A 19,480-nucleotide genomic window follows, 5' to 3' on the forward strand; every position below is an offset into this window, starting at 1 on the left:
CCGGGCGGCAAACCCTTAATCCCCGAGCCCCCCGGTGGCGGGCTCGCCCGCCGGGCCGCCCTCGCCCGCCGGCCGTACCGTGGCGCCCGCCCAGGTCAGGACCTGCCAGCCGGACGCGGGGTCGCCCTCCAGGATCACCGTGCCGGTGTTGGCGAGGCGGTGGGCGGCGGCGAAGGGGACGTCGACGTTGCGGGCGCGGGCGGCGGTCCAGGCGCGGATGGCGGCGCCGTGACCGACCAGGGCCGCGGCGGACGCGCCGGCGGCGGCCTCGGCGACGACGGCGTCGTAGCGGGCGAGGAACTCGGCGCCGCTCTCGCCGCCCGGCATGCGCAGGTCCAGGTCGCCGGCGGCCCAGGCGAACACGGTGCGCATGTAGAGCGCGGCCTCGGCGGACTCGCCGGGCCGCATCTCCAGGTCGCCGGCGAAGACCTCGCGGATGCCGTCGCGGACGTGGACGGCGAGCCCGCGGGCGGCGGCCAGCGGGGCGGCGGTGAGCCGGGTGCGCACCAGGGTGGAGGCGTAGACCGCGTCGAGGTCCTCGTCGGCGAGGGCGTCGACCAGGGCGGCCGCCTGCCGCTCACCCAGTGCGGTGAGCCCGGGGCCGGGGGCGGCGGTGTCGAGGAGGTGCCGGACGTTCGTGGGGGTCTGGCCGTGGCGGACGAGCAGCAGGCGCATGCGGGACCCTCCCGGTCGCGGACGCCGCCCGCGCGGGCGGCGGCGGCATCAGGGTAGCCGACGGCACCAGGGTGGCAGAGCCCAATTCTGACGAACCATCAGTCCACATTACGAAACAGATGGTCTCAAGATACGGTCGACGGGCGTACGGTGACGGGCATCGCCCCGGACTCCCGGAGCCCGGGGGCCGGTACGTCGAGCAGAGGGGCCGAGCCATGCCGAAGGCACAGGAGACCGCCGTCTACACGCACGGGCACCACGAGTCGGTGCTGCGTTCCCACACCTGGCGCACCGCCGCCAACTCCGCGGCCTACCTGCTCGGCGCGCTGAAGCCGCACATGCGGATCCTGGACGTCGGCTGCGGCCCGGGCACGATCACCGCCGACCTGGCGGCCCTGGTCCCCGACGGGCACGTCACCGGCGTCGACCGCGCCGAGGACGTCCTGGGGCCGGCGCGGGCCACCGCAGCCGGCCGGGGCCTGACCAACGTCGACTTCGCCGTCGCCGACGTCCACGCCCTGGAGTACCCGGACGACTCGTTCTGCGTGGTCCACGCCCACCAGGTGCTCCAGCACGTCGGCGATCCGGTGCAGGCGCTGCGCGAGATGCGACGGGTGACGAAGCCGGGCGGGTACGTCGCGGTGCGCGACTCGGACTACGCGGCGATGATCTGGTACCCCGCCTCGCCCGGCATGGACGACTGGCAGGACCTGTACCACCGGGTGGCGCGGGCCAACGGGGGTGAGCCGGACGCCGGGCGGCGGCTGAAGTCCTGGGCGCTGGCGGCCGGTTTCACCGACGTGACCGCGACCTCCGCCACCTGGACGTTCAGCAGCGCGCAGGAGCGGGCGTGGTGGAGCGGTCTGTGGGCCGACCGGACCCTGGCGTCGGCGTACGCGGACCGCGCCGTCGAGGGCGGGCACGCCACACCGGAGCAGCTGCGGGCCGTGTCGCGGGCGTGGCGGGAGTGGGGACGGCAGGACGACGGCTGGTTCGCGGTGCTGCACGGAGAGATCCTGTGCCGAAAGAACGCCTGAGGCGGGGATGATTCGCGGATTCCGGGAAACCCGGAATGCAGGAGGTTCACACTATGGTTCCCATTCTGCTGGTCCTGCTGCTGGTGCTGATTCTTTTCGGCGCCGGATTCGCGGTGAAGTTGCTGTGGTGGATCGCACTCGCGGTTCTCGTCGTCTGGCTGCTCGGATTCCTCTTCCGGGGGACCTCAGCGGCGGGAGGCAGGGGCCGTTGGTACAGGTGGTGAATTGAGCAGCACCCGCTAGGAAACACCCGGTAGGAAACACCCGGTAAGAAAGCCCCCGGGGGCTCATTCCCTGGGGAGCAGCGGTCCGAGCGGCCCGAGGTCCAGATTAAGGTCCTCGGGCCGCAGTCCGTAGCGCTCGCGCAGCTCGGTCATGCGGTCGTCGAGGAGCATGAGGGTGAGCCCGATGCGCTCCTCCTGCTCCTCACTGAGGTCCCCCTGGTCGACCCGGCGCAGGGCCTGGCGTTCCATCAGCTGGCGCACCAGCTCCACCACCGTGAGGACGAGTTTGACCAGGTCGCGTTCGACGGTGTCGGGTTCGAGGTCCATACGGTTGCGGCGGGTGGTCACCGTGCATCCCCCCAGGGCGACGGCACGTTGTCGTTGACGGAGCTGATCAGCGCGTTCAGGTCGATCCGGACGAGGTCGACGTCCGCGATGCGCAGGGTGACGTCCCCGGTGATGACGACCCCGCCGGCCAGCAGCCGGTCGAGGAGGTCCACCAGGGCCACCTCGCGCCGCTCGACGACGGTCATGGCGTCTCCTCCGGTTCACCGGAGCGCTCCGCGTCGCCCTGCTCGACGAACGAATAGGCGGCCCACGGCCCGGTGAGTTCCACTCGCATTCCGGATTCCTCGCCCTTGGTGCGGTCCACGATCTCCACGAATTCCTCCGACCGGGCGCGCGGTACGAGATAGGCGGCGTTCAGTACGTTCTGTCCCGCGCCCGCCGCGGAAAGCGAGGAGTTCTGCGGCGGGTGCAGCCGGGCGTCCTCGGCGTGCTCGCGAAGTGTCGCGTGCAGCCGGGTGGCGAAACGTTCGGCGCGCTGCCAGGTGTCCTCCCGCGTCCTCGCGTGCCGGCGGCGCTGCTGGAGATAGTCCCGCCCGGAGGCGGGCCGCGCGGGCGAGGGCGTGGCCCCGACCGGCTCGGGCTCCGGTTCGACGTACACCTTGACGCCCCACTCCACGCGCCCGGTCAGCCGGTCCAGGGTGCGGCGGAAGTGGTCCTCCTGCTGTTCCATCATCACGCGTACGCCGCTGTCGTCGCGGAAGACGGTCGCGAGCCGCAGCGGCAGCGGTGTCGTGACGGCGGTGAGCGCGTCGACGACCTGCTGATGGGCGCGGGCGGTGGCGGCCAGCCAGTCCAGGTCCTCCAGGTTGCGGCGCAGCGCCTGCTCGGAGAAGTCCCGTTCCGGTACATGGCTGACCACGGCGATCAGGCCGTGGTGGGCGAGCAGCCGGGGCGGATCGCCCGCGACCCCCGTCAGATCGGCCTGCAGGGGTGCGCCGAGCGGTCGGCAGACGGCATAGACGTAACGCAGTCCGGTCATGGAGACTCCTCACGGACGTCCTGCGGGGCACGGGCCGGGGCCAGTTCCTCGAGCCGGGCGAGCCGGGCACGCAACTCGGCGTTCTCCCGGGCGAGTTCGTCGCGGCGGGCGCGGGTGGACAGGCCCGGGTCGTCCTCCCACCAGTCGATGCCCATCTCCTTGGCCTTGTCGACGGAGGCGACGACCAGGCGGAGCTTGACGGTGAGCAGCTCGATGTCGAGCAGGTTGATCCGGATGTCGCCGGCGATGACGATCCCCTTGTCGAGGACGCGTTCCAGGATGTCGGCGAGGTTGGCGCCGCCACCCTGGGCGTACGGCTCCGGCAGCCGGCTCGGTACGCTCATCGCCTGCCTCCGCCCTCGTCGTCCGCGGTGTCCTCGGCGTCGTCGTACCCGCCCTCCTCGTCCTCGTAGGCGTCCTCAGGTTCCTCGTCGTACTCGTCCTCGGGCTCCTCCTCGTCGTACTCGTCCTCGTCCTCGGGCTCACCCTCCTCGTCCTCCCGGTCCTCCCGGTCCTCCCCGTCCTGCCCGTCCTCGGCGCGGGCGCCGTCCTCGCCGTCCGGGCGGTCCTCCTCTTCGTCCCGGTTCCCCTCATCGTCCTCCCGGGCGTCCTCCTCCGCGACCGCGTCCTCGTGGGAGCGCACGACCTCGCCGTCCCGGATCTCGCCGCGCCAGCCGTCGGCCGCCTCTCCCTTCAGGGTGATGAAGCGGGCGAAGTTCTTCAGGTCGAGCCGGGCCCGGCGGCCCTGGGCACGCCAGATGTTGCCGGTCTTCTCGAAGAAGCCCGAGGGGTAGTACTCGATGACGAGCAGGACGCGGGTGAGGTGGTCGGCGAGGCGGTGGAAGGAGACGACACCCTTCGTGGTGCCCTTGGCGCCCTCCGAGGTCCAGGAGATCCGGTCGTCCGGCACCTGCTCGGTGGTCTTCGCCTTCCAGCTGCGGCTGGACCAGAACACCTTCGCCTGCCAGTCGCTGCCGGTGTCGTCCGCGCGTGAGGCGCTCTTGACGCCCTTGGCGAAGGTGCTGAAGTCCTGGTAGCGGGTCCACTGGTCGTAGGCCGTGCGCAGTGGCACGCCGACGTCGATCTGCTCCATGATGACGGTCGGCTTGTGGCCGGCGCCGCCCTTTCCCTTGCCTTTCCCCTTGCCGCCGAGGTTCTTCAGGGCGCCGGTCACGCTGTCCTTGGCGCGCGAGGCGCCGAGCTCCAGGGCGGTGCGCACCGGGCCCTTGCCGTCGGCGAGCTTGCGGCCGCCGTCCAGTGCCAGTTTGGCGAAGCCGGGGCTGTTGCCCTCGGCGATGTCGTTGAGCTTGCCGGTGGTCTCGCCGAGCTTGCGGCCGACACCCGTCAGCAGGCGTTCGGCCTGGGCGGAGAGGTACTCCTGGACCTCCTCCTTCAGCCGGTCGGCGGCCTCGCTGTGGGCGACCCCGGCCAGCGGGTTCGCGCCGTCGCCGGCCGCGCCGGCCGCCTTGCCCGCGGTCTTGCCCGCGGTCTTGGTGGTCGCGGAGGTCGCGGATCCCACGGTCTCGGTCATCGGTCGTCGCCTCCCTCGCGTCGCCCGCCACTACGGCTGCCGCCTGCACCGCCGCGGGAGGCCGTGCGCGCCCCGGTCTTGCGGGCGGCGGCCGACTTGCGGTCCGCGGTCTTCTTCGCCGGAGCCTTCCTGGCCGGTGCCTTCTTCGCCGCTGCCTTCTGGGCGGTCTTCTTCGCCGGCGCCTTGCGGGCGGGCCGCTTGCGCGCCGCGCCCCCGGCCTCCCCGTCCCCTTCCTCGGCTTCCTCGCCGCCTTCCTCGCCTTCCTCTTCCTCCTCTTCCTCCTCGTCCTCCTCGTCCTCGTCGGCCGGGGCGTCCTCATCGTCCTCGGGGCGGTCCTCACGGTCCTCGGGCTCCTCGCCCTCGTCCGTGTCGTCGTACTCCCCCTCGGCCTCGGTGTCGTCCTCCCCGCCGTCGCCGTCGGACGCCACACCCTCCAGCCGGTCGCGCACCTCGGCGGTACGGCCGTGCAGACGGTCGGCGAGAGCCTCCATCTGCCGTTCCACCAGGGCACCGGTGGCGGCCTTGCCGACTCCGCGCAGGTCCCCGCGGATCTCGTCACCGATCTCCTTGAACTGCGGGTTGTCCTTGAGCTGCTGCGACAACAGCTCCGTGACGGCCCGCGGGCTCAGGTTGAGCCGCTTGCCGGCCGCGAGCGTGCCGAGGGCGAACGCCATTTTCAGCTTCTTCGTCCGTCCGAGGAGATATCCGGCCCCCAGCGCGAGGCCCAGTCCCATTCGGTTCATCGTGTCGTCCCGTCGTCCGTCGCCGCGCTCGTGCGCGTCGCGATCTCCAGCCGGTCGAGGAGCTCGTCCTCCAGCCGGTCGAACTCTTCCTCCGTGATCTCACCGGCCTCCAACAGCTCCTCCAGCCGGGCGAGTTCGGCCCGCACGGCGGTCGGGTCGTAGTAGATCCGCTCCGCTTCCCGCACCACCTGTCCGATCACCCACCCGCTCCCCCGCACGGGCGCGAACGGCAGCAGGAGCAGCTCAGAGATCAGTCCCATGGCTCACCTGCTCCCCGGCGTCGCCCGCGGGTGCGGACGGTCCCGGTTCGACGAAGCTGTAGGGCGGCAGCGGGCCGTTGACGCGCAGGTCGAGGTGCGGGCTGGCCTTGCGCAGTTTCTCGGCGGCCTCCAGGAAGTCGGCGGCCGCGTCCCGTTCCACCAGGAAGGAGACATTGGCCAGCCAGCCGGTGGACTCGGGGCCCGTGCTGGTGGCGGCGGCCAGCGGCCGCAGGGCCTGCTGCACGTCGGCCGCGTCCTCGGCCTCCCTGGCCCGGACCGCCGCGGCGACCACCTCGCCGAGCCGCAGCCGCTGCTCGTAGGTGCCGCCCCCGGCCTGCCGGTTGGCCTCGGCGAGGGTGCGCAGTTCGGTGCTGTCGGCCATGACCTGGTGAAGGACGACCTCCTCCACATGGGCGGCCTTGACGTTGTACTCGACCTTGCCGTCGAGCGCCTCCAGGCGTTCCCGGTAGTGCTCGGCGCGCTCGGCGAGGACGCCGGTGACCGTCTCGTCGTCGGGGGCCACGCTGCCGAACCGCATGGGCAGCACACAGCCGGCCGCGCCGACCTCGGACAGCACGTTCTGGTGGGCGAGGAGTTCCCTGCGCTTGGGGCGCAGTTCCTCGGGCGCGTCGCTGACCACGGCCGCCAGCTCGCCCTCCGTCAGTACGCGCAGCGGCCTCGGCGGATCGCCGACGCCCGTGAGGCCCTCGGGCGGGGCGGGGTGGGAACGGGCGGCGATGCCGTAGACGTAGGTGCTCACGCCTCGTCCTCCTTCCTGCGGGCCGCGGTGCTCTTGCGGGGCCGCGGCCGGGACTCGCGCTCGGGCTCCTTCGAGGAGCTCTCGTCACGGGCCTGCCGGAACGCGTCGGAGACGGTCTCGGCGGCGCCGGACAGCGCGCCCTTGGACTTGCCGCGCGCCCCGGACTCGGTGATCTCGCCGACCACGTCGGGCAGGCCGGGGGTCTTGTGCGGCCCGGACTCGAGGTCCAGCCGGTTGCAGGCCTCGGCGAACCGCAGATAGGTGTCGACGCTGGCCACCACGACCCGGACGTCGATCTTGAGTATTTCGATGCCGACGAGGGAGACCCGTATGAACGCGTCGATGACGAGACCCCTGTCTAGGACGAGTTCCAGAACGTCGTAGAGACTGCCGCTGCTGCCTCCACCGCCGGCCTGCTGTGCCGGGACAACGGTCATGTCGACCGCGCCTCCTTGTCTGGGTGTGCGTTCGGGTGTGCGTCTGGATGTGCGGGGCGGGCGTACGTGCGGCCTAGCGGCCGCCGCCCCGGTGTGCGTCGGACCGCCCCCGTTCGTACCGGCTCACCCGCCGGTAGCCGGTGAGCCGGCCCTGCGGGTCGAGATCGACGCGGTAGCTCGCCATCAGGCTCATCGTGTCGGGAACCCGGGCGAGTTCCAGGACCTCGATGTCCAGGGTCCAGCCGTCCTCGGTCCGCTCGAAGGACGAGACGGTCTCGGCGGCCCGGCCGGTCAGCTCCGCGAGCTGGGCGCGCGCCTCGCGCAGCACCTCCATGGGGCTCGGCCCCTTGTCGTCGGCCATGCTGGCGTCCTCGCCCTTCGTGTGCCGTACGTCGCTCGTCGTGTCCGGTCTCTCGCGTGCGGTCCGCATGCGCGGTGCGTTCTTCGTGTCGGACATGGCCACCTCTTCCCGGAAGGGCCACTTCTTCCCTCCGGGTGGCCTGAAGCCCCCTGGTCAAACCTTCACGACGCGCCGGAATCCCTCAGCCGGCGCGCAGGGCGTCGAGCCGGCGCCGGGCGGGTCCGAGGGAGCGGCCGCGCCGGGGCGTCGTGGACCAGGGGCGGGTGCGGGCCTGGTCGGCGGCGTCCGCGACGGTCCAGCGGCAGGGGCCGAGCCCGGGGTCGTCGAGCTGCTCCCGGCCCGCCCGGACGGTGCGTACGTCGTCGCCGGCGGCCCGGCTCACGGCACCACCGCCGTCTCCACGAGCAGCCGGACGGACGCCGCGATCGACTCGGCGTCGATGCCCGCGGCGTGCAGCTGTTCGGCCGGGGACGCGGAGCCCGGTGTCGTACGGACGGCGAGCCGCGCCAGCCGGGGCACGGGACGGCCGTCGAGGAACGCGTCGAGGACGGCGTCGCCGAGGCCGCCCTGCGGATGGTGGTCCTCCACCGTCAGCAGGCAGCCGGTCTCCTCGGCCGCACGGCGCAGGGTGTCCCGGTCGACGGGCTTGACCGAGTACAGGTCGACGACGCGGACCGCGATGCCCGCGCCCGCCAGCGCGTCGGCCGCCGCGAGGGCCTCGGGGACGGTGACCCCGGCGGCGACGATCGTGAGCCGGTCGCGGTCGGAGGCGCGCAGCACCTTGCTGCCGCCGACCGGGAACTCCTCGTCGGGTCCGTAGAGCGCCGGGCCGCCGCCGCGCGAGGTGCGCAGGTAGCGGACACCGTCGAGGTCGGCCATGGCGCCGACCAGCTGTGCGGTCTGGTTGGCGTCGCACGGGTAGAGGACGGTCGAGCCCTGCACGGCCCGGAACATCGCGAGGTCCTCCAGCCCCATCTGCGAGGGCCCGTCCTGCCCGATGGCGACGCCCGCGTGCGAGCCGACCAGGTTGATGCCGGCGCCGCTCACCGACGCCATCCGGACGAAGTCGTGGGCGCGCGTCAGGAAGGCGGCGAACGTGGAGGCGTACGGCACCCAGCCGCGTGTCGCGAGACCGACCGCGGCGGCGACGAGCTGCTGCTCGGCGATGTAGCACTCGAAGAAGCGGTCGGGGTGTTCCTTGGCGAAGTACTCGGCGCGCGTGGAGTCGCTCACCTCGCCGTCCAGGGCGACGACGTCGGGGCGGGCGGTACCGAGGGCGGCGAGGGCGTGTCCGTAGGCGTCCCGGGTGGCGACCTGCTCGCCGGAGTCCTTCTCCCAGCGGGGCAGGTCGGGCCGTCCGGTGGGGACGGAGTGCAGGGCGCGGGCGGCGGGCGGCTCATGGACCTCGACGCGCAGGTCGCGCGGCCCGCCCAGTTCCGCGATCGCCTCGTCGGGGTCGGGCAGCGGCTTGCCGTGCAGACCCTCGCGGTCCTGGACGCTTGCCACGCCCCGGCCCTTGAGGGTGCGGGCGAGGATCGCGGTGGGCTGCCCGCGGGTGGAGACCGCCTCCCCGTACGCCCGGTCGATCGCGTCGACGTCGTGGCCGTCGATCTCCACGGTGTGCCAGCCGAAGGCCTGGAAGCGGCGGGCGTAGGCGTCGAGGTCGTGGCCGTGCCGGGTCGGGCCGCGCTGGCCGAGCCGGTTGACGTCGACGATCACGGTGAGATCGTCCAGGTGTTCGTACGCCGCGTGCTCGGCCGCCTCCCACACGGAGCCCTCGGCGAGCTCGCTGTCCCCGCACAGCACCCAGACCCGGTAGCCGGTGCGGTCCAGGCGCTTGCCGGCGAGGGCGATGCCGACGCCCACGGGCAGCCCCTGGCCGAGCGAGCCGGTGGCCGTCTCCACCCAGGGCAGCCGCTGTGGGGTGGGGTGCCCCTCCAGCCGGCTGCCGAGCGTGCGGAAGGTGAGCAGCTCGTCGTCGTCGATCGCGCCGGCCGCCTTGTAGGCGGAGTACAGGAGGGGGGAGGCGTGGCCCTTGGAGAGGACGAAGCGGTCGTTGGCCGGATGGGCGGGACGGTCGAAGTCGTAGCGCAGGTGGTGGGCGAGCAGTACCGCCATCAGGTCCGCGGCCGACATCGACGACGTCGGGTGCCCGGAGCCGGCAGCCGCCGCGGCACGGACACTGTCCACGCGCAACTGCTGTCCCAATGCGTTGAGTTCGGTGAGTTCAGCGGTGTCCATCGGGCTACTGGCCTCCTTCGGAGAGGGTGCGGGGCGGGTCGCGCGGGCGTCGGCCCGGCGCCTGGCGACCTGCGGGGTCGGCGCCACGACGGCGGCGTGGGGGTGCTCCTCCGGGGCGCCGCCCGCCGGGCCGGATTCCGTCGGGCCGGATCGTGTCGGGCCGGATTGTGTGAGGCGGGATTCCGTGGGGCGGGCCCTGGGGCGGGATTCCGTGGGGTCCGGGTGCCGCCGGTCCTTCACGGCCTCGGGGGTCGGCGCCACCACCGCGGCGTGCCGGTCGTGGTCGCCGGTGCCGCCGGTCTTGCCGGTGCGAGGCGGTGCCACGGTTCACCTCCGGGCTGGGGTGGCGCGTGTGCGGGGCTTCCGCGTCCGCGTCCCCCCGGCCGGGGCGGCCAAACGTGCGTCATGCCCGGTGGTGCGGGTTCTCCGGGTCGATCCCGTCCGCGGCCGAGGCAGGCGGGGCGGGCGGTGCGGGCGGCATCGGCGGGTAGGGCGTGCCGAGACCGGCGGCCGGACCGGCCGGGGGCATGGCTCCGGGGACGGGGCCGTGTTCCGCGCTCCGGGCGGCGTGGCCGAGTTCCCTCCCTCCCCCGCTCCCCTGCCCGGAGGGGCGGTGAGGCCGGGCGGCACCGCGCAGGGCGTACGCCAGGGCGGCGAGGATCACGGCGGTGATCAGCGCGGCGGCCCAGCCGGGCAGCCCGATGTCGAGGGCGAGGCCCAGCGCCAGGGCAAGAGCCGCGCCGGCGTAGAGGGCGACGGCGCCGGATGCCGCGTAGAACGTGGCCCTGCGGCGCTGCCTGCGGGTCTGCTCGCGCAGTTCGTCGCGGATCGTCTCACGTGCCACCTGCGCGAGCTCGTCGACGAGATGCCTGTCCAGATGGTCCAGGTGTTCCAGGTGTTCCGGATGGTCGATGCGCTCCATGGCCGCCGGGTACCCGCCGTCACGGCGGCGTAACGCCCCGGTGCCGATGCCGGCGGGCCGGTCGGCCCTCGTCCCCGGCCGGGGCGAGCGCCGAGACCACCAGGTCGGCGAGGAGGGCGCCCGCGGTGCCCTCGGGGTCCAGGTCGGGGTCGTAGATGGTGACGTTGAGGCCGACACAGCGCGGGGAGTCGACCAACGGCCGCAGCAGGGAGAGGAGTTCGTCGGGCAGCAAGCCGTCGGGGTCGGGGCTGTCCACCGCCGGCATGACCGACGGGTCGAGCACATCGGCGTCCAAGTGCACCCAGAAGCCGTCCAGTTGGGGGATCTCGAAGCCCTGGGCGGTGGCGTCGCCGAGTGCCCCGGGCTCCCAGGTGCGCAGTTCGCCGACGGTGACGACGGGCACCTTCAGGGCGCGGAGTTCGACGACCTCGGGGTCCTCGGCGTAGGCGTCGCGGACGCCGAAGAAGCGGATGTCCTCGTCGCGGAGGTAGGGACCGAGCCCCTCCAGGTCGGTGAGGTCGCGCTGGCCCCGGCCGGTGGAGAGGGCCGCCTCCTCGCCGCCCGCCGCGCCGACGCGGTCGGAGTTGCCGGGGTGCCGGAAGTCGGGCGAGGCGTCCAGCACCGCGAGCCCGTAGCGGCCGAGACGGCGCAGCGCGAGCGACGCGCCGAGCTGGATCGAGCAGTCCCCGCCGAGGACGACGGGAAAGCCGCCGGTCCGCACAAGCCGCTCGATCCGGTCGGCGAGCCGGCGGGTGTACGCGGCGAGCGCGGCCGCGTTGAAGACGCCGTCGCCCTCCCGCCAGTCGCCCCGGTCGTACCGCGGCGGGACGACCACGCCGCCCTCGGCCGCGCCGAGCCGTCGCAGGATGCCCTGCTCGCGCAGGGCGCCGGCGAGCTTGTGGCAGCCGGGGACGGTGCCGGGCGCGGGCGGCCGCAGACCGAGGTTCGAGGGGGCGTCCACCACGACGAAATTCCGCATGCGCCGCATCCTCCCCGGCGTACCCTCGGCCGACCAAGGAGTTGAGCGAGGAGCGAACATGAGCGAGCGGCACACCTACCGGGTGATCGTCCGGGGTACGTGGGACGGTCTGACCGAGGAGGCCGGTGCCCGGCTGGTCGCCGAGGCAGCCGACCACGGCCTGGACAGCATGCGCTTCACCGAGGAGGGCACGCTGTCGTACGAGCCTCGGCCGCTGAAGCACTTCTCGATGCGGTTCGTGGTGGTGTCCGACCCGGCGGACAGCGCGGAGATGGCGGGCGCGCTCGCCGAGGACCGGGCGGAGACGGCCCTGCGGGAGCTCGGCTACGGGTTCGCCGGGCTGAGGTCGACGGTGACGGACCTCGACACCATGAAGATCAACCGGAAGTCCGCATCTCGGCGGTGAGCGCCCACCGTTCGTGGTCGCGCCACTCCCCGTCGACGTGGATCATCTTCGGGGAGAACCCCTCCAGCCGGAACCCGCACGCCCGGGCGAGGGCGATCGAGGCGGCGTTCCCCGGCTGCACGTTGATCTCCAGCCGGTGCAGGCGCATCGGCCCGAACGCGTACCCGATCACCAGGTCGAGCCCCTCGCGCATCAGCCCCCGGCCGGCCGCGTGCGCGAAGGCGCCGTATCCGAGCGCACCGCACTGGAAGCCGCCGTGCACGATGTTGTTGATGTTGACGAACCCGGCGACGGCCCCGGCCTGCGCCTTCTCGCACACGAGGAAGCCCGCCTTCGTGGGGTCCTCGATGAGACGTCCCGCGTAGGCGTCGTACGCCTCGCGGGTGGCCGGCGGGAACAGCCACGGCCGGTGCAGGTCCTCGCTCTCCCGGACCCGCGCGGTGAACTCGGCGCCGTCGGCGTAGGTGAAGTGGCGTATCCCCACGCGGGGGCCCTCGGCGAGGTGACGGGAGGCGGTGTGCGGCATCCCGTCAGCCTACGGCCGGTCAGCGACGACGGCGGCCCAGACAGAAGTACGCCCCGCACAGCGCGCCGATCAGCCCGGTGGCGAGCAGCGCCGCCCACAGCGGCATGGTCACCTCGGGGATCAGCAGTCTGATCTTCGTCTCCTGCGTGTTCTCGAAGATGAAGACCAGAGTGAGCGCGGCGAGCACGAGCACGGTGACCCGGCCGGCCGTCAGCGACGCGCGCCAGCCACCGGAACCGCGGTGGGTCCCCGAGGCCTTCCCGGACTTCCCCGTCTTCGCGGTCTTCGTGGTCTTCGCGGTCATACGTCCAGGGTGGGCCGGGAACGGCCGCCCCGCACGTCAGCGCAGGGCCGGCGCGTCCAGGGTGAGGGTGCCGGCGTCCGCGTCGAGCTCGGCGCCCACCCCGAAGGGCACGGTCAGCGCGCCCTCGCAGTGCCCGAAGCCGAGTTCCTCGACGACGGGCACACCGAGCCCGCCGAGCCGGTCGGCGAACACCGGCCGCAGCTCCTCGTACGGCCCGCAGCGGTCCCAGGAGCCGAGCGCGATCCCGGCGACACCGTCCAGCCATCCGGTGCGCAGCAGCTGGGTGAGCGCGCGGTCCACCGCGTACGGCGGCTCGGCGACGTCCTCGACGAGCAGCAGTCCGCCGCGCGCGCCGGTCCTGGTGTGCGGGGTGCCGAGTCCGGTGGCGAGGAGGGTGAGACAGCCGCCGAGGGTGACGCCCCGGGCCCGGCCGGGGGCGAGGGCTCCGCCGGGGGTGGCGGAGGTGAGGGTGCGGACGGTCTCGGGGGCGAGGAGGGTGGCCCTGAGGTGGTCCTGGGCGCGGGCGTTCTTGACGAAGTCGATGCCGGCGGCGACCGGGCCGTAGAGCGTGACCAGGCCGAGGCGGACCGCGAACGCCTCGTGGAGCGTGGTGCTGTCGCTGAACCCGACGAACGCCTTCGGCCCGGCCGCCCGCATCGCGTCCCAGTCCAGCAGGTCGACGACACGCTGGGCGCCGTAGCCGCCGCGGGCGCACAGCACGGCGTCCACGGACGGGTCGCACCAGGCCCGCTGCAGATCGGCGGCCCGGTCGGCGTCGGTGCCCGCGAGGTGGCCGAGGTCCGGGTGACGGTCCAGGACGTGGGGTGCGGCCACGGGGTCGAGGTCCCAGCCGCGCAGCAGGTCGAGCCCGGCCTGGAGCCGCTCCTCCGCCACCGGTCCGCTGGGGGCGACGACGGCCACCCGGGCGCCGGGGGCCAGCCGGGACGGCCGTACGAGGTCCTTCACTGCGTGAACTCCAGGGTGGGGATGCCGGGCGGGCGCAGCCCGAACACCTGAGCGTACAGGGACAGCTCGGCCTCCAGCGCCCGCACGGTGGTCTCCGCCCGCCGGAAACCGTGCCCCTCGCCCTCGAACGCGAGATAGGCGTACGGCACCCGCCGCCCCGCCAGCCGGGCCAGGAACCGTTCGCACTGCTCCGGCGGGCAGATCACGTCGTCCAGGCCCTGCAACAGCAGAAACGGTACGGTGATCCGCTCGGCGTGCTCGACGGGCGAGCGCTCGGTGTAGCGGGCGGGCACCTCGGCGAGCGGCCCGACCAGGGAATCCGGGTAACGGGACTCCAGGTCGTGGGTGCCACCGGCCGCCCAGCCCACCAGGTCCAGCACGGGATACCGGATGGTGGCGCACGCATACACCCCGGTGCCGGTCAGCGAGGCGGCGGCGGTCCAGCCGCCGGCGCTGCCGCCGCGGACCGCCAGCCGGGCCCGGTCGGCGGTGCCCTCGTCGGCGAGCGCCCGGGCCACGGCCGCACAGTCCTCGACGTCGACCACTCCCCACTGCTCGCGCAGCCGCTCCCGGTACTCCCGCCCGTATCCGGTCGACCCGCCGTAGTCGACCTCGGCGACCCCGATGCCCCGGGAGGTGAAGTAGGCGATCTCCAGATCCAGCACCAGCGGGGTCCGGTCGGTGGGGCCGCCGTGCGCCCACACCACGTAGGGCGGCAGCTCGTGCCCCGGGGCCGCGCAGGCAGGGTGGTGCGGGGGGTAGACGTGGGCGTGGACCTCCCGCCCGTCGGGGCCGGCGAAGGTGCGGATCTGGGGCTCGGGGTAGTACACCGGATCCACCGCGTCCGCGTGCGCGCCCCCGATCACCCGGGCCCGCCCGGTGCGGGCGTCCAGTTCCACCACCTCGTAGCCGGTCCTCGGGCTGGCCGCCACCGCGACCACCCGGTCCCCGCGCACGGCCAGGGTGGAGGCGAACTCCGTCCACGGCCCCGCCGCGTCGACCAGCTCCCCGGTCTCCGGGTCGAGAACGCCGAGCGCGGTGGTGCCCCGGCCGTGCACGACGGCGACGAGCCCGTTGTCCAGCGGGGCGAACCAGCGCAGGCCGAGCTTCCACAGGGCGCCGCCGAACTCCTCCTCGCGGGGGCAGAGGGGTGCGTGGTCGCGGTAGAGGTTCCACCAGCCGGTGCGGTCGCTCACGTACAGGAGGCGGTCGCCGGGAGACTGGTCGGGGTCGCCGGGATGCCGTGTGCGGTCGGCGGTGGACTGCATACCGTCGGCCATGGACGGGACATCGTCGACCGCGGATTGCATCCCGCCGCGTGCGGACCGGACACCGTCGACCGTGGACCCCATTCCGTCGCCCGTCGGCCGCTGCCAGTCCACCTGGGCGATCGACTCCTCCGGGCCGCCCGCCACCACCCGTGCCCCGGCCAGGGTTCCGTCCGGGGTGACCTCGGCGACGATCACCTCGGTGCCGTCCCAGGGCATCCGGGGGTGGTCCCAGACCAGCCAGGCGGCGTGCCGGCCGTCGGGCGAGAGTCGGGGGCCGGTGAGGAAGCGGTGGCGGTCGTCGGTGAGCTCGCGGACGGCGCCGCGGTCGTCGGCGGCCGAGCCGTCGAGGGGGACGGCGGCCAGGAGACGACGGACGTCGGTGGGGGCGGGGCCGGTGAACTCCTCCAGCACGCACCAGACTTCGCCCCGGTCCAGGAGCAACAGGGGTTCCGCCCAGCGCAGTCCGCCGCCGAGGACCGAACGGGGCGTCAACGGGCGCGGCTCGTCGCCGGGGCGGCGGACGTACAGACGTTGGTCGGTGTGGTGGACGAAGACCAGCAGCGGGCCGTCGGGGAGGGGGACGGCCGCCCAGGGGTGGCCGCCGTACTCGTGGACGCGGCTGCGGACGTTCCACGGCGCGGGCAGCAGCGACTCCTCGGTGCCGTCGGGGTGGCGGCGGACGAGGGTGCGGCGGCCGTCCTCGGTGGGGCGGGGCGCGGTCCACCACACCTCGTCGCCGACGAAGCCGACGTACTCGGGCCGCCCGTCGTGGGCGGCGGCGAGCCGGGCGTCGATGGGCGAGGGCCAGGAACCGTAGGGCAGGATCTGCACGTCTCCCCGCTCGTCTAGGCCGTGCGCAGGAACCGGTCGAGGACGCGGACGCCGAAGTGCAGGGCGTCGACGGGGACGCGTTCGTCGACGCCGTGGAAGAGGGCCTGGTAGTCGAAGCCCTCGGGCAGCCTCAGCGGGGCGAAACCGTAGGCGGCGTCGATGCCGAGGCGGGAGAACTGCTTGGCGTCGGTTCCGCCGGACATGCAGTACGGCACGACGTGCCCTTCGGGCGCGAACTCCCGTACGGCGGCCCGCATCTTGGCGAAGAGGGGGGCGTCGACGGGCGCCTGGAGGGCGACCGAGCGGTGGCGGAACTCCCAGTCGACGTCGGGGCCGGTGAGTTCGTCGAGGGTGGCGGCGAACTCGTCCTCGGTGCCCGGGAGATAGCGTCCGTCGACATGGGCGACGGCCTCGCCGGGGATGACGTTGAGCTTGTAACCGGCTTCCAGCATGGTGGGGTTGGCGCTGTTGCGGACCGTCGCCTCGACGAGGGAGGCGGCCGGGCCGAGCTTGGCCAGCAGGATGTCCACGGCGTCGGGGTCGTCGAGGGCGCTCTCCAGGCCGTAGACGGCGGCGAGTTCGGTGAGGGCGGCGCGGACGGTGGGGGTGAGGCGCAGCGGCCACGCGTGCTCGCCGATGCGGGTGACGGCGGCGGCGAGGCGGGTGACGGCGTTCTCCCGGTTGACCTTGGAGCCGTGTCCGGCGCGGCCGCGCGCGGTGAGGCGGAGCCAGCCGGTGCCGCGCTCGCCCGCCGCGATGGGGTAGATCTCGCGGCCGGCGCCGTCGTGGAAGGTGAAGGCGCCGGACTCGCCGACGGCCTCGGTGCAGCCCTCGAAGAGGGCGGCGTGCCGCTCGGCGAGGAATCCGGCGCCGTCCTCGGCGTCGGCCTCCTCGTCGGCGGTGAAGGCGAGGACGATGTCGCGGCGGGGGCGTACGCCCTGCCGGGCCCAGGCGCGCACCACGGCGAGGATCATCGCGTCCATGTTCTTCATGTCGACGGCGCCGCGGCCCCACACCACCCCGTCGCGGACCTCGCCGGAGAAGGGGTGAACGCTCCAGTCGGCGGCCTCGGCGGGGACGACGTCGAGGTGGCCGTGCAGGAGCAGGGCGTCGGCCGAGGGGTCGGTGCCCTCGACGCGCGCGACGACGTTGGTGCGGCCGGGGGTGCGTTCGAGGAGGACGGGTTCGAGGCCGGCGTCGGCCAGCTGTGCGGCCGTGTACTCGGCGGCGGGCCGTTCGCGGCAGTCGCCGCCGCCCCGGTTGGTGGTGTCGATGCGGATGAGGTCGGAGGTGAACCGGACGACCTCGTCCCCGGCCTGCGCGTCTGTCATCCCGCTCCTGTTCCCGCTGTACGGCCTGCCGCCGTGCCGCCCTGCCGTTCTGCCGAACTGCCGTTCTGCCGGTGTGCCGGTCTGCGGTCTGCCGTAGAGCCGCTCAGCCGTACTGCTCCTCGATCGCGGCCGAGACGACGGTGGTGACCGCCTTGAAGGTGCGGATGCACTCGTACATCGTGCCGCTGGTGTACGCGATCCTACGTTCGCCGGTGCGCCGTACGCCCGGTACGACGGTGGCGGCGAGGGCGAGGTGTTCGGCGTCGACCTCGACGGCGACCGTGTACAGTCCGCCGTCGACCGGATCCCGCCGTACGGCGAGGGCCGCCGCCTCCTTGGCCGCGGCGCGGATGTCGGCGGCGGTGCGGGCCGGCGTCCGGCACACGGCGGCGTAGCGGGAGACGTGGTCCTTGACGGCCACCTTCAGTGCCTCGGGGGCGTAGCCGAGGGCGTCCTCGCAGGCGACGTCGTCGCCGGTGACCAGGACGACGGGGACGCCGTACTCGGCGGCGACGCGGGCGTTGAGGAGGCCCTCGCTGGCGCGTACGTCGTTCAGCCAGACGCCGGTGAGGGAGTTGGCGAGGTAGGTGTGGGCGAGGACGCCCTCCGTGCCGGCGCCGGCGTGGTAGCCGACGAAGGCGATGCCGTCGATGTCGCCGTGCTGGACGCCTTCCACCATGGAGAGGGACTTGTGCCGGCCGGTGAGCATCTCGACGCGGTCGTCGAGGCGTTCGAGGAGGAGGTTGCGCATGGTCCAGTGGGCCTCGTTGACGACGACCTCGTCGGCGCCGCCGTCGAAGAAGCCGAGGGCGGCCGCGTTGACGTCGGAGGTGAACATCGGCCGGCACCGTTCCCACTGCGGGGTCCCCGGCAGCACGTCGGCCGGCCAGGTGACGCCGGTGGCGCCCTCCATGTCGGCGCTGATCAGGATCTTCACGTCCGGTTCCTTTCGCGCTGCGGGCTGCCGAGCCTAGTGGGCGGCCCCCCTCTCGCCCCGGCAGCGACTCCCGCGACAGTTCGCCGCCGGTCACGCGCCCGGCGCCGTCCACCTGCCGCTGTCCGTTCTGGCGGACGGAGCGGCGGGGCTGCCGGACGGCCGGGACCCGGTGCTGGTCTGCCGGTCCGGCAACCGCTCGCGGCAGGCGGCCGAGCTGCTGGCCGCGCGCGGTGTGTCCGTGCCGGACATGGTCGGCGGGATGCGGGAGTGGGCCGCCCTGGGGCTGCCCGTCGAGAGCGCGCGCGGGGCCGCCGGGACCGTGCGGTGAGCGCGTTCGCGGCGGCGCTGCTCGCCGGGGCCCTGGTCGGTGCGGCCCTGGGCGCGCTGGGGGCGGGCGGCAGCATCCTGACCGTACCGGCGCTGATCTACCTGCTGGGTTTCGACCCGGCTTCGGCGACCACCGCGAGCCTGGTCATCGTGATCGTCACCTCGGTCACCGCGCTGGTGGCCCACGCGCGTGCGGGGGCGGTGCGCTGGCGGGCGGGGCTGCTGTTCTCGGCGGCGGGTGTGCTGCCCGCCGCGGCGGCCGGCGCCCTCTCCGCGCGGATACCGCAGGCGGTGCTCACCGCGATGTTCGCGGTGCTGGCCGCCGTGGCGGCGGTACGGATGCTGCGGCGCGGCGCGCCCCGGGCGCGTACGTCGGTCTCGGCGGCCCGGGCGGCCGGGGCGGGGGCGGGTCTCGGCGCGGTGACCGGGTTTCTCGGGGTCGGCGGCGGGTTCCTCGCCGTGCCGGCGCTGGTGGGTGTGCTGGCCGTGCCCATGGGTGCCGCCGTGGGGACGAGTCTGCTGGTGATCGTCGCCAACGCGGTGGTGGCCCTCGCGGCGCGCGCCCACACCGCGAGCGGGCTGGACTGGGCCCTGATCACGCCGTTCCTCGCCACGGCGGTGCTGGGGGCGTGGGACGGGCGGCGGCTCGCCGCGCGGGTCTCCCCCGCCGCCCTCCAGCGGGTCTTCGGGGCGGTGCTGCTCACCGTCGCGGCGGGGATGGGCCTGACGGCCGTGTGGTGACCCCTGGAGCCACCGCTCCTCCCGGGGTCACGGCCGCTCAGGCCAGCGACAGGAACAGTTTCTCCAGGCGGGCGCGCATCTGGACGGAGTCCCGTACCTCCGGGTCCTCGCTGGTCATGCACTGCTCCAGGCCCGTGGCGATGATCGCGAAGCCGGCCCGGTCCAGGGCCCGGGAGACCGCGGCGAGCTGGGTGATGACGTCCTCGCAGTCCCGGCCCTCCTCGATCATCCGGATCACGCCGGCGAGCTGCCCCTGGGCGCGGCGCAGCCGGTTGAGCGCGGACTTCAGCTCCTCGGCCGACATGTCGAGTTGCACGTTTTCTCCTCCTTCATACCCCCGCGG

Annotated in this window: 26 protein-coding genes and 1 pseudogene; 5 read left to right on the plus strand and 22 right to left on the minus strand. The window is 73.8% G+C overall.

What is annotated here, in order from left to right:
* Nucleotides 1-15 precede the first annotated feature (15 nt).
* Entirely contained in the window at nt 16-675 is a 660-nt protein-coding gene (locus U5640_RS06180) for a histidine phosphatase family protein (RefSeq protein ID WP_340374779.1), read from the minus strand.
* Nucleotides 676-890: 215 nt separating this feature from the next.
* Between U5640_RS06180 and U5640_RS06185 the strand changes: the two genes are divergently transcribed.
* Nucleotides 891-1,712: a class I SAM-dependent methyltransferase gene (locus tag U5640_RS06185; RefSeq protein WP_340374780.1), complete on the plus strand. Its 822-nt coding sequence runs from the start codon at nt 891-893 to the stop codon at nt 1,710-1,712.
* Nucleotides 1,713-1,765: 53 nt separating this feature from the next.
* Complete coding sequence (locus tag U5640_RS06190; RefSeq protein ID WP_133913849.1) at nt 1,766-1,936, plus strand: hydrophobic protein; 171 nt, start codon at nt 1,766-1,768, stop codon at nt 1,934-1,936.
* 63 nt (nt 1,937-1,999) lie between these two features.
* Here U5640_RS06190 and U5640_RS06195 read toward each other — a convergent pair whose 3' ends face one another.
* The 14 genes and pseudogenes from U5640_RS06195 to U5640_RS06260 form a co-directional block, all read right to left on the minus strand.
* A complete protein-coding gene (locus tag U5640_RS06195; RefSeq protein WP_340374781.1) occupies nt 2,000-2,284 on the minus strand; it encodes a gas vesicle protein K in 285 nt (94 codons plus the stop codon).
* Nucleotides 2,281-2,469, minus strand: coding sequence for a gas vesicle protein (locus U5640_RS06200; RefSeq protein WP_133913850.1), 189 nt, complete (start codon nt 2,467-2,469; stop codon nt 2,281-2,283). Before U5640_RS06200 ends, U5640_RS06195 begins: the two co-directional genes overlap by 4 nt.
* Nucleotides 2,466-3,263: a GvpL/GvpF family gas vesicle protein gene (locus U5640_RS06205; RefSeq protein ID WP_340374782.1), complete on the minus strand. Its 798-nt coding sequence runs from the start codon at nt 3,261-3,263 to the stop codon at nt 2,466-2,468. The genes U5640_RS06200 and U5640_RS06205 overlap by 4 nt, the downstream gene beginning before the upstream one ends.
* Nucleotides 3,260-3,607 carry a gas vesicle protein gene (locus tag U5640_RS06210; RefSeq protein ID WP_340374783.1) on the minus strand — a complete coding sequence of 116 codons (348 nt, stop codon included), beginning with the start codon at nt 3,605-3,607 and terminating at the stop codon, nt 3,260-3,262. The genes U5640_RS06205 and U5640_RS06210 overlap by 4 nt, the downstream gene beginning before the upstream one ends.
* The gene (locus U5640_RS06215) at nt 3,604-4,794 is read right to left on the minus strand and encodes an SRPBCC family protein (protein ID WP_340374784.1); all 1,191 of its coding nucleotides are present in this window, start codon (nt 4,792-4,794) and stop codon (nt 3,604-3,606) included. The genes U5640_RS06210 and U5640_RS06215 overlap by 4 nt, the downstream gene beginning before the upstream one ends.
* Complete coding sequence (locus tag U5640_RS06220) at nt 4,791-5,537, minus strand: DNA primase (protein ID WP_340374785.1); 747 nt, start codon at nt 5,535-5,537, stop codon at nt 4,791-4,793. The genes U5640_RS06215 and U5640_RS06220 overlap by 4 nt, the downstream gene beginning before the upstream one ends.
* Nucleotides 5,534-5,797, minus strand: coding sequence for a gas vesicle protein GvpG (locus U5640_RS06225; protein WP_340374786.1), 264 nt, complete (start codon nt 5,795-5,797; stop codon nt 5,534-5,536). Before U5640_RS06225 ends, U5640_RS06220 begins: the two co-directional genes overlap by 4 nt.
* Nucleotides 5,781-6,557 carry a GvpL/GvpF family gas vesicle protein gene (locus U5640_RS06230; protein ID WP_340374787.1) on the minus strand — a complete coding sequence of 259 codons (777 nt, stop codon included), beginning with the start codon at nt 6,555-6,557 and terminating at the stop codon, nt 5,781-5,783. Before U5640_RS06230 ends, U5640_RS06225 begins: the two co-directional genes overlap by 17 nt.
* Nucleotides 6,554-6,994 carry a gas vesicle structural protein GvpA gene (locus tag U5640_RS06235; RefSeq protein WP_340374788.1) on the minus strand — a complete coding sequence of 147 codons (441 nt, stop codon included), beginning with the start codon at nt 6,992-6,994 and terminating at the stop codon, nt 6,554-6,556. The genes U5640_RS06230 and U5640_RS06235 overlap by 4 nt, the downstream gene beginning before the upstream one ends.
* 73 nt (nt 6,995-7,067) lie before the next feature.
* Nucleotides 7,068-7,355, minus strand: a complete 288-nt coding sequence (locus tag U5640_RS06240; protein ID WP_340384964.1) for a gas vesicle protein — start codon at nt 7,353-7,355, stop codon at nt 7,068-7,070.
* 181 nt (nt 7,356-7,536) lie between these two features.
* Nucleotides 7,537-7,689 (minus strand): annotated as a pseudogene (locus U5640_RS06245) (ATP-dependent DNA ligase); the annotation flags it as partial.
* 44 nt (nt 7,690-7,733) lie between these two features.
* Entirely contained in the window at nt 7,734-9,596 is a 1,863-nt protein-coding gene (locus U5640_RS06250) for a transketolase (protein WP_340384966.1), read from the minus strand.
* Nucleotides 9,597-9,999: 403 nt separating this feature from the next.
* A complete protein-coding gene (locus tag U5640_RS06255; RefSeq protein WP_340374789.1) occupies nt 10,000-10,518 on the minus strand; it encodes a phage holin family protein in 519 nt (172 codons plus the stop codon).
* A gap of 19 nt (nt 10,519-10,537) precedes the next feature.
* Nucleotides 10,538-11,497 carry an arginase family protein gene (locus U5640_RS06260; protein WP_340374790.1) on the minus strand — a complete coding sequence of 320 codons (960 nt, stop codon included), beginning with the start codon at nt 11,495-11,497 and terminating at the stop codon, nt 10,538-10,540.
* Nucleotides 11,498-11,555: 58 nt separating this feature from the next.
* On the opposite strand from U5640_RS06260, the gene U5640_RS06265 reads away from it, so the two are divergent.
* Complete coding sequence (locus U5640_RS06265; protein ID WP_340374791.1) at nt 11,556-11,903, plus strand: DUF6204 family protein; 348 nt, start codon at nt 11,556-11,558, stop codon at nt 11,901-11,903.
* Here the strand turns inward: U5640_RS06265 and U5640_RS06270 are convergent.
* The 6 genes from U5640_RS06270 to U5640_RS06295 all read right to left on the minus strand — a co-directional run bounded on the left by U5640_RS06270 (nt 11,875) and on the right by U5640_RS06295 (nt 18,069).
* Nucleotides 11,875-12,429: a GNAT family protein gene (locus U5640_RS06270; RefSeq protein WP_340374792.1), complete on the minus strand. Its 555-nt coding sequence runs from the start codon at nt 12,427-12,429 to the stop codon at nt 11,875-11,877. The genes U5640_RS06265 and U5640_RS06270 overlap by 29 nt on opposite strands.
* Before the next feature lie 19 nt (nt 12,430-12,448).
* Nucleotides 12,449-12,733 carry a LapA family protein gene (locus U5640_RS06275; RefSeq protein ID WP_340374793.1) on the minus strand — a complete coding sequence of 95 codons (285 nt, stop codon included), beginning with the start codon at nt 12,731-12,733 and terminating at the stop codon, nt 12,449-12,451.
* 36 nt (nt 12,734-12,769) lie between these two features.
* On the minus strand, nt 12,770-13,699 hold the full coding sequence (locus U5640_RS06280) for an LD-carboxypeptidase (protein WP_340374794.1): 930 nt from the start codon (nt 13,697-13,699) through the stop codon (nt 12,770-12,772).
* Complete coding sequence (locus U5640_RS06285; protein ID WP_340374795.1) at nt 13,696-15,801, minus strand: prolyl oligopeptidase family serine peptidase; 2,106 nt, start codon at nt 15,799-15,801, stop codon at nt 13,696-13,698. Before U5640_RS06285 ends, U5640_RS06280 begins: the two co-directional genes overlap by 4 nt.
* 14 nt (nt 15,802-15,815) lie before the next feature.
* Complete coding sequence (locus U5640_RS06290; protein WP_340374796.1) at nt 15,816-17,132, minus strand: M20/M25/M40 family metallo-hydrolase; 1,317 nt, start codon at nt 17,130-17,132, stop codon at nt 15,816-15,818.
* 103 nt (nt 17,133-17,235) lie between these two features.
* On the minus strand, nt 17,236-18,069 hold the full coding sequence (locus U5640_RS06295; protein WP_340374797.1) for a M55 family metallopeptidase: 834 nt from the start codon (nt 18,067-18,069) through the stop codon (nt 17,236-17,238).
* A 118-nt stretch (nt 18,070-18,187) separates the two neighbouring features.
* On the opposite strand from U5640_RS06295, the gene U5640_RS06300 reads away from it, so the two are divergent.
* The gene (locus U5640_RS06300) at nt 18,188-18,397 is read left to right on the plus strand and encodes a rhodanese-like domain-containing protein (protein WP_340384968.1); all 210 of its coding nucleotides are present in this window, start codon (nt 18,188-18,190) and stop codon (nt 18,395-18,397) included.
* Nucleotides 18,394-19,137 carry a sulfite exporter TauE/SafE family protein gene (locus U5640_RS06305; RefSeq protein ID WP_340374798.1) on the plus strand — a complete coding sequence of 248 codons (744 nt, stop codon included), beginning with the start codon at nt 18,394-18,396 and terminating at the stop codon, nt 19,135-19,137. The genes U5640_RS06300 and U5640_RS06305 overlap by 4 nt, the downstream gene beginning before the upstream one ends.
* Before the next feature lie 37 nt (nt 19,138-19,174).
* Here the strand turns inward: U5640_RS06305 and U5640_RS06310 are convergent, their stop codons facing one another.
* Nucleotides 19,175-19,453 (minus strand): metal-sensitive transcriptional regulator, encoded by a 279-nt coding sequence (locus tag U5640_RS06310; RefSeq protein ID WP_067246092.1) that lies wholly within the window; start codon nt 19,451-19,453, stop codon nt 19,175-19,177.
* Nucleotides 19,454-19,480: the final 27 nt, after the last annotated feature.

The organism is Streptomyces sp. SS7 (genome assembly GCF_037993025.1).
GTDB lineage: Bacteria > Actinomycetota > Actinomycetes > Streptomycetales > Streptomycetaceae > Streptomyces.

Bases quoted from the DNA above. Each gene is read 5' to 3' on its own strand.
- U5640_RS06275 (WP_340374793.1), bottom strand. From the start codon at position 12,733: ATGACCGCGAAGACCACGAAGACCGCGAAGACGGGGAAGTCCGGGAAG.
- U5640_RS06240 (WP_340384964.1), bottom strand. From the start codon at position 7,355: ATGGCCGACGACAAGGGGCCGAGCCCCATGGAGGTGCTGCGCGAGGCG.
- U5640_RS06220 (WP_340374785.1), bottom strand. From the start codon at position 5,537: ATGAACCGAATGGGACTGGGCCTCGCGCTGGGGGCCGGATATCTCCTC.
- U5640_RS06235 (WP_340374788.1), bottom strand. From the start codon at position 6,994: ATGACCGTTGTCCCGGCACAGCAGGCCGGCGGTGGAGGCAGCAGCGGC.
- U5640_RS06180 (WP_340374779.1), bottom strand. From the start codon at position 675: ATGCGCCTGCTGCTCGTCCGCCACGGCCAGACCCCCACGAACGTCCGG.
- U5640_RS06250 (WP_340384966.1), bottom strand. From the start codon at position 9,596: ATGGACACCGCTGAACTCACCGAACTCAACGCATTGGGACAGCAGTTG.
- U5640_RS06215 (WP_340374784.1), bottom strand. From the start codon at position 4,794: ATGACCGAGACCGTGGGATCCGCGACCTCCGCGACCACCAAGACCGCG.
- U5640_RS06255 (WP_340374789.1), bottom strand. From the start codon at position 10,518: ATGGAGCGCATCGACCATCCGGAACACCTGGAACACCTGGACCATCTG.
- U5640_RS06205 (WP_340374782.1), bottom strand. From the start codon at position 3,263: ATGACCGGACTGCGTTACGTCTATGCCGTCTGCCGACCGCTCGGCGCA.
- U5640_RS06290 (WP_340374796.1), bottom strand. From the start codon at position 17,132: ATGACAGACGCGCAGGCCGGGGACGAGGTCGTCCGGTTCACCTCCGAC.
- U5640_RS06200 (WP_133913850.1), bottom strand. From the start codon at position 2,469: ATGACCGTCGTCGAGCGGCGCGAGGTGGCCCTGGTGGACCTCCTCGAC.
- U5640_RS06210 (WP_340374783.1), bottom strand. From the start codon at position 3,607: ATGAGCGTACCGAGCCGGCTGCCGGAGCCGTACGCCCAGGGTGGCGGC.
- U5640_RS06265 (WP_340374791.1), top strand. From the start codon at position 11,556: ATGAGCGAGCGGCACACCTACCGGGTGATCGTCCGGGGTACGTGGGAC.
- U5640_RS06260 (WP_340374790.1), bottom strand. From the start codon at position 11,497: ATGCGGAATTTCGTCGTGGTGGACGCCCCCTCGAACCTCGGTCTGCGG.
- U5640_RS06225 (WP_340374786.1), bottom strand. From the start codon at position 5,797: ATGGGACTGATCTCTGAGCTGCTCCTGCTGCCGTTCGCGCCCGTGCGG.
- U5640_RS06185 (WP_340374780.1), top strand. From the start codon at position 891: ATGCCGAAGGCACAGGAGACCGCCGTCTACACGCACGGGCACCACGAG.
- U5640_RS06270 (WP_340374792.1), bottom strand. From the start codon at position 12,429: ATGCCGCACACCGCCTCCCGTCACCTCGCCGAGGGCCCCCGCGTGGGG.
- U5640_RS06190 (WP_133913849.1), top strand. From the start codon at position 1,766: ATGGTTCCCATTCTGCTGGTCCTGCTGCTGGTGCTGATTCTTTTCGGC.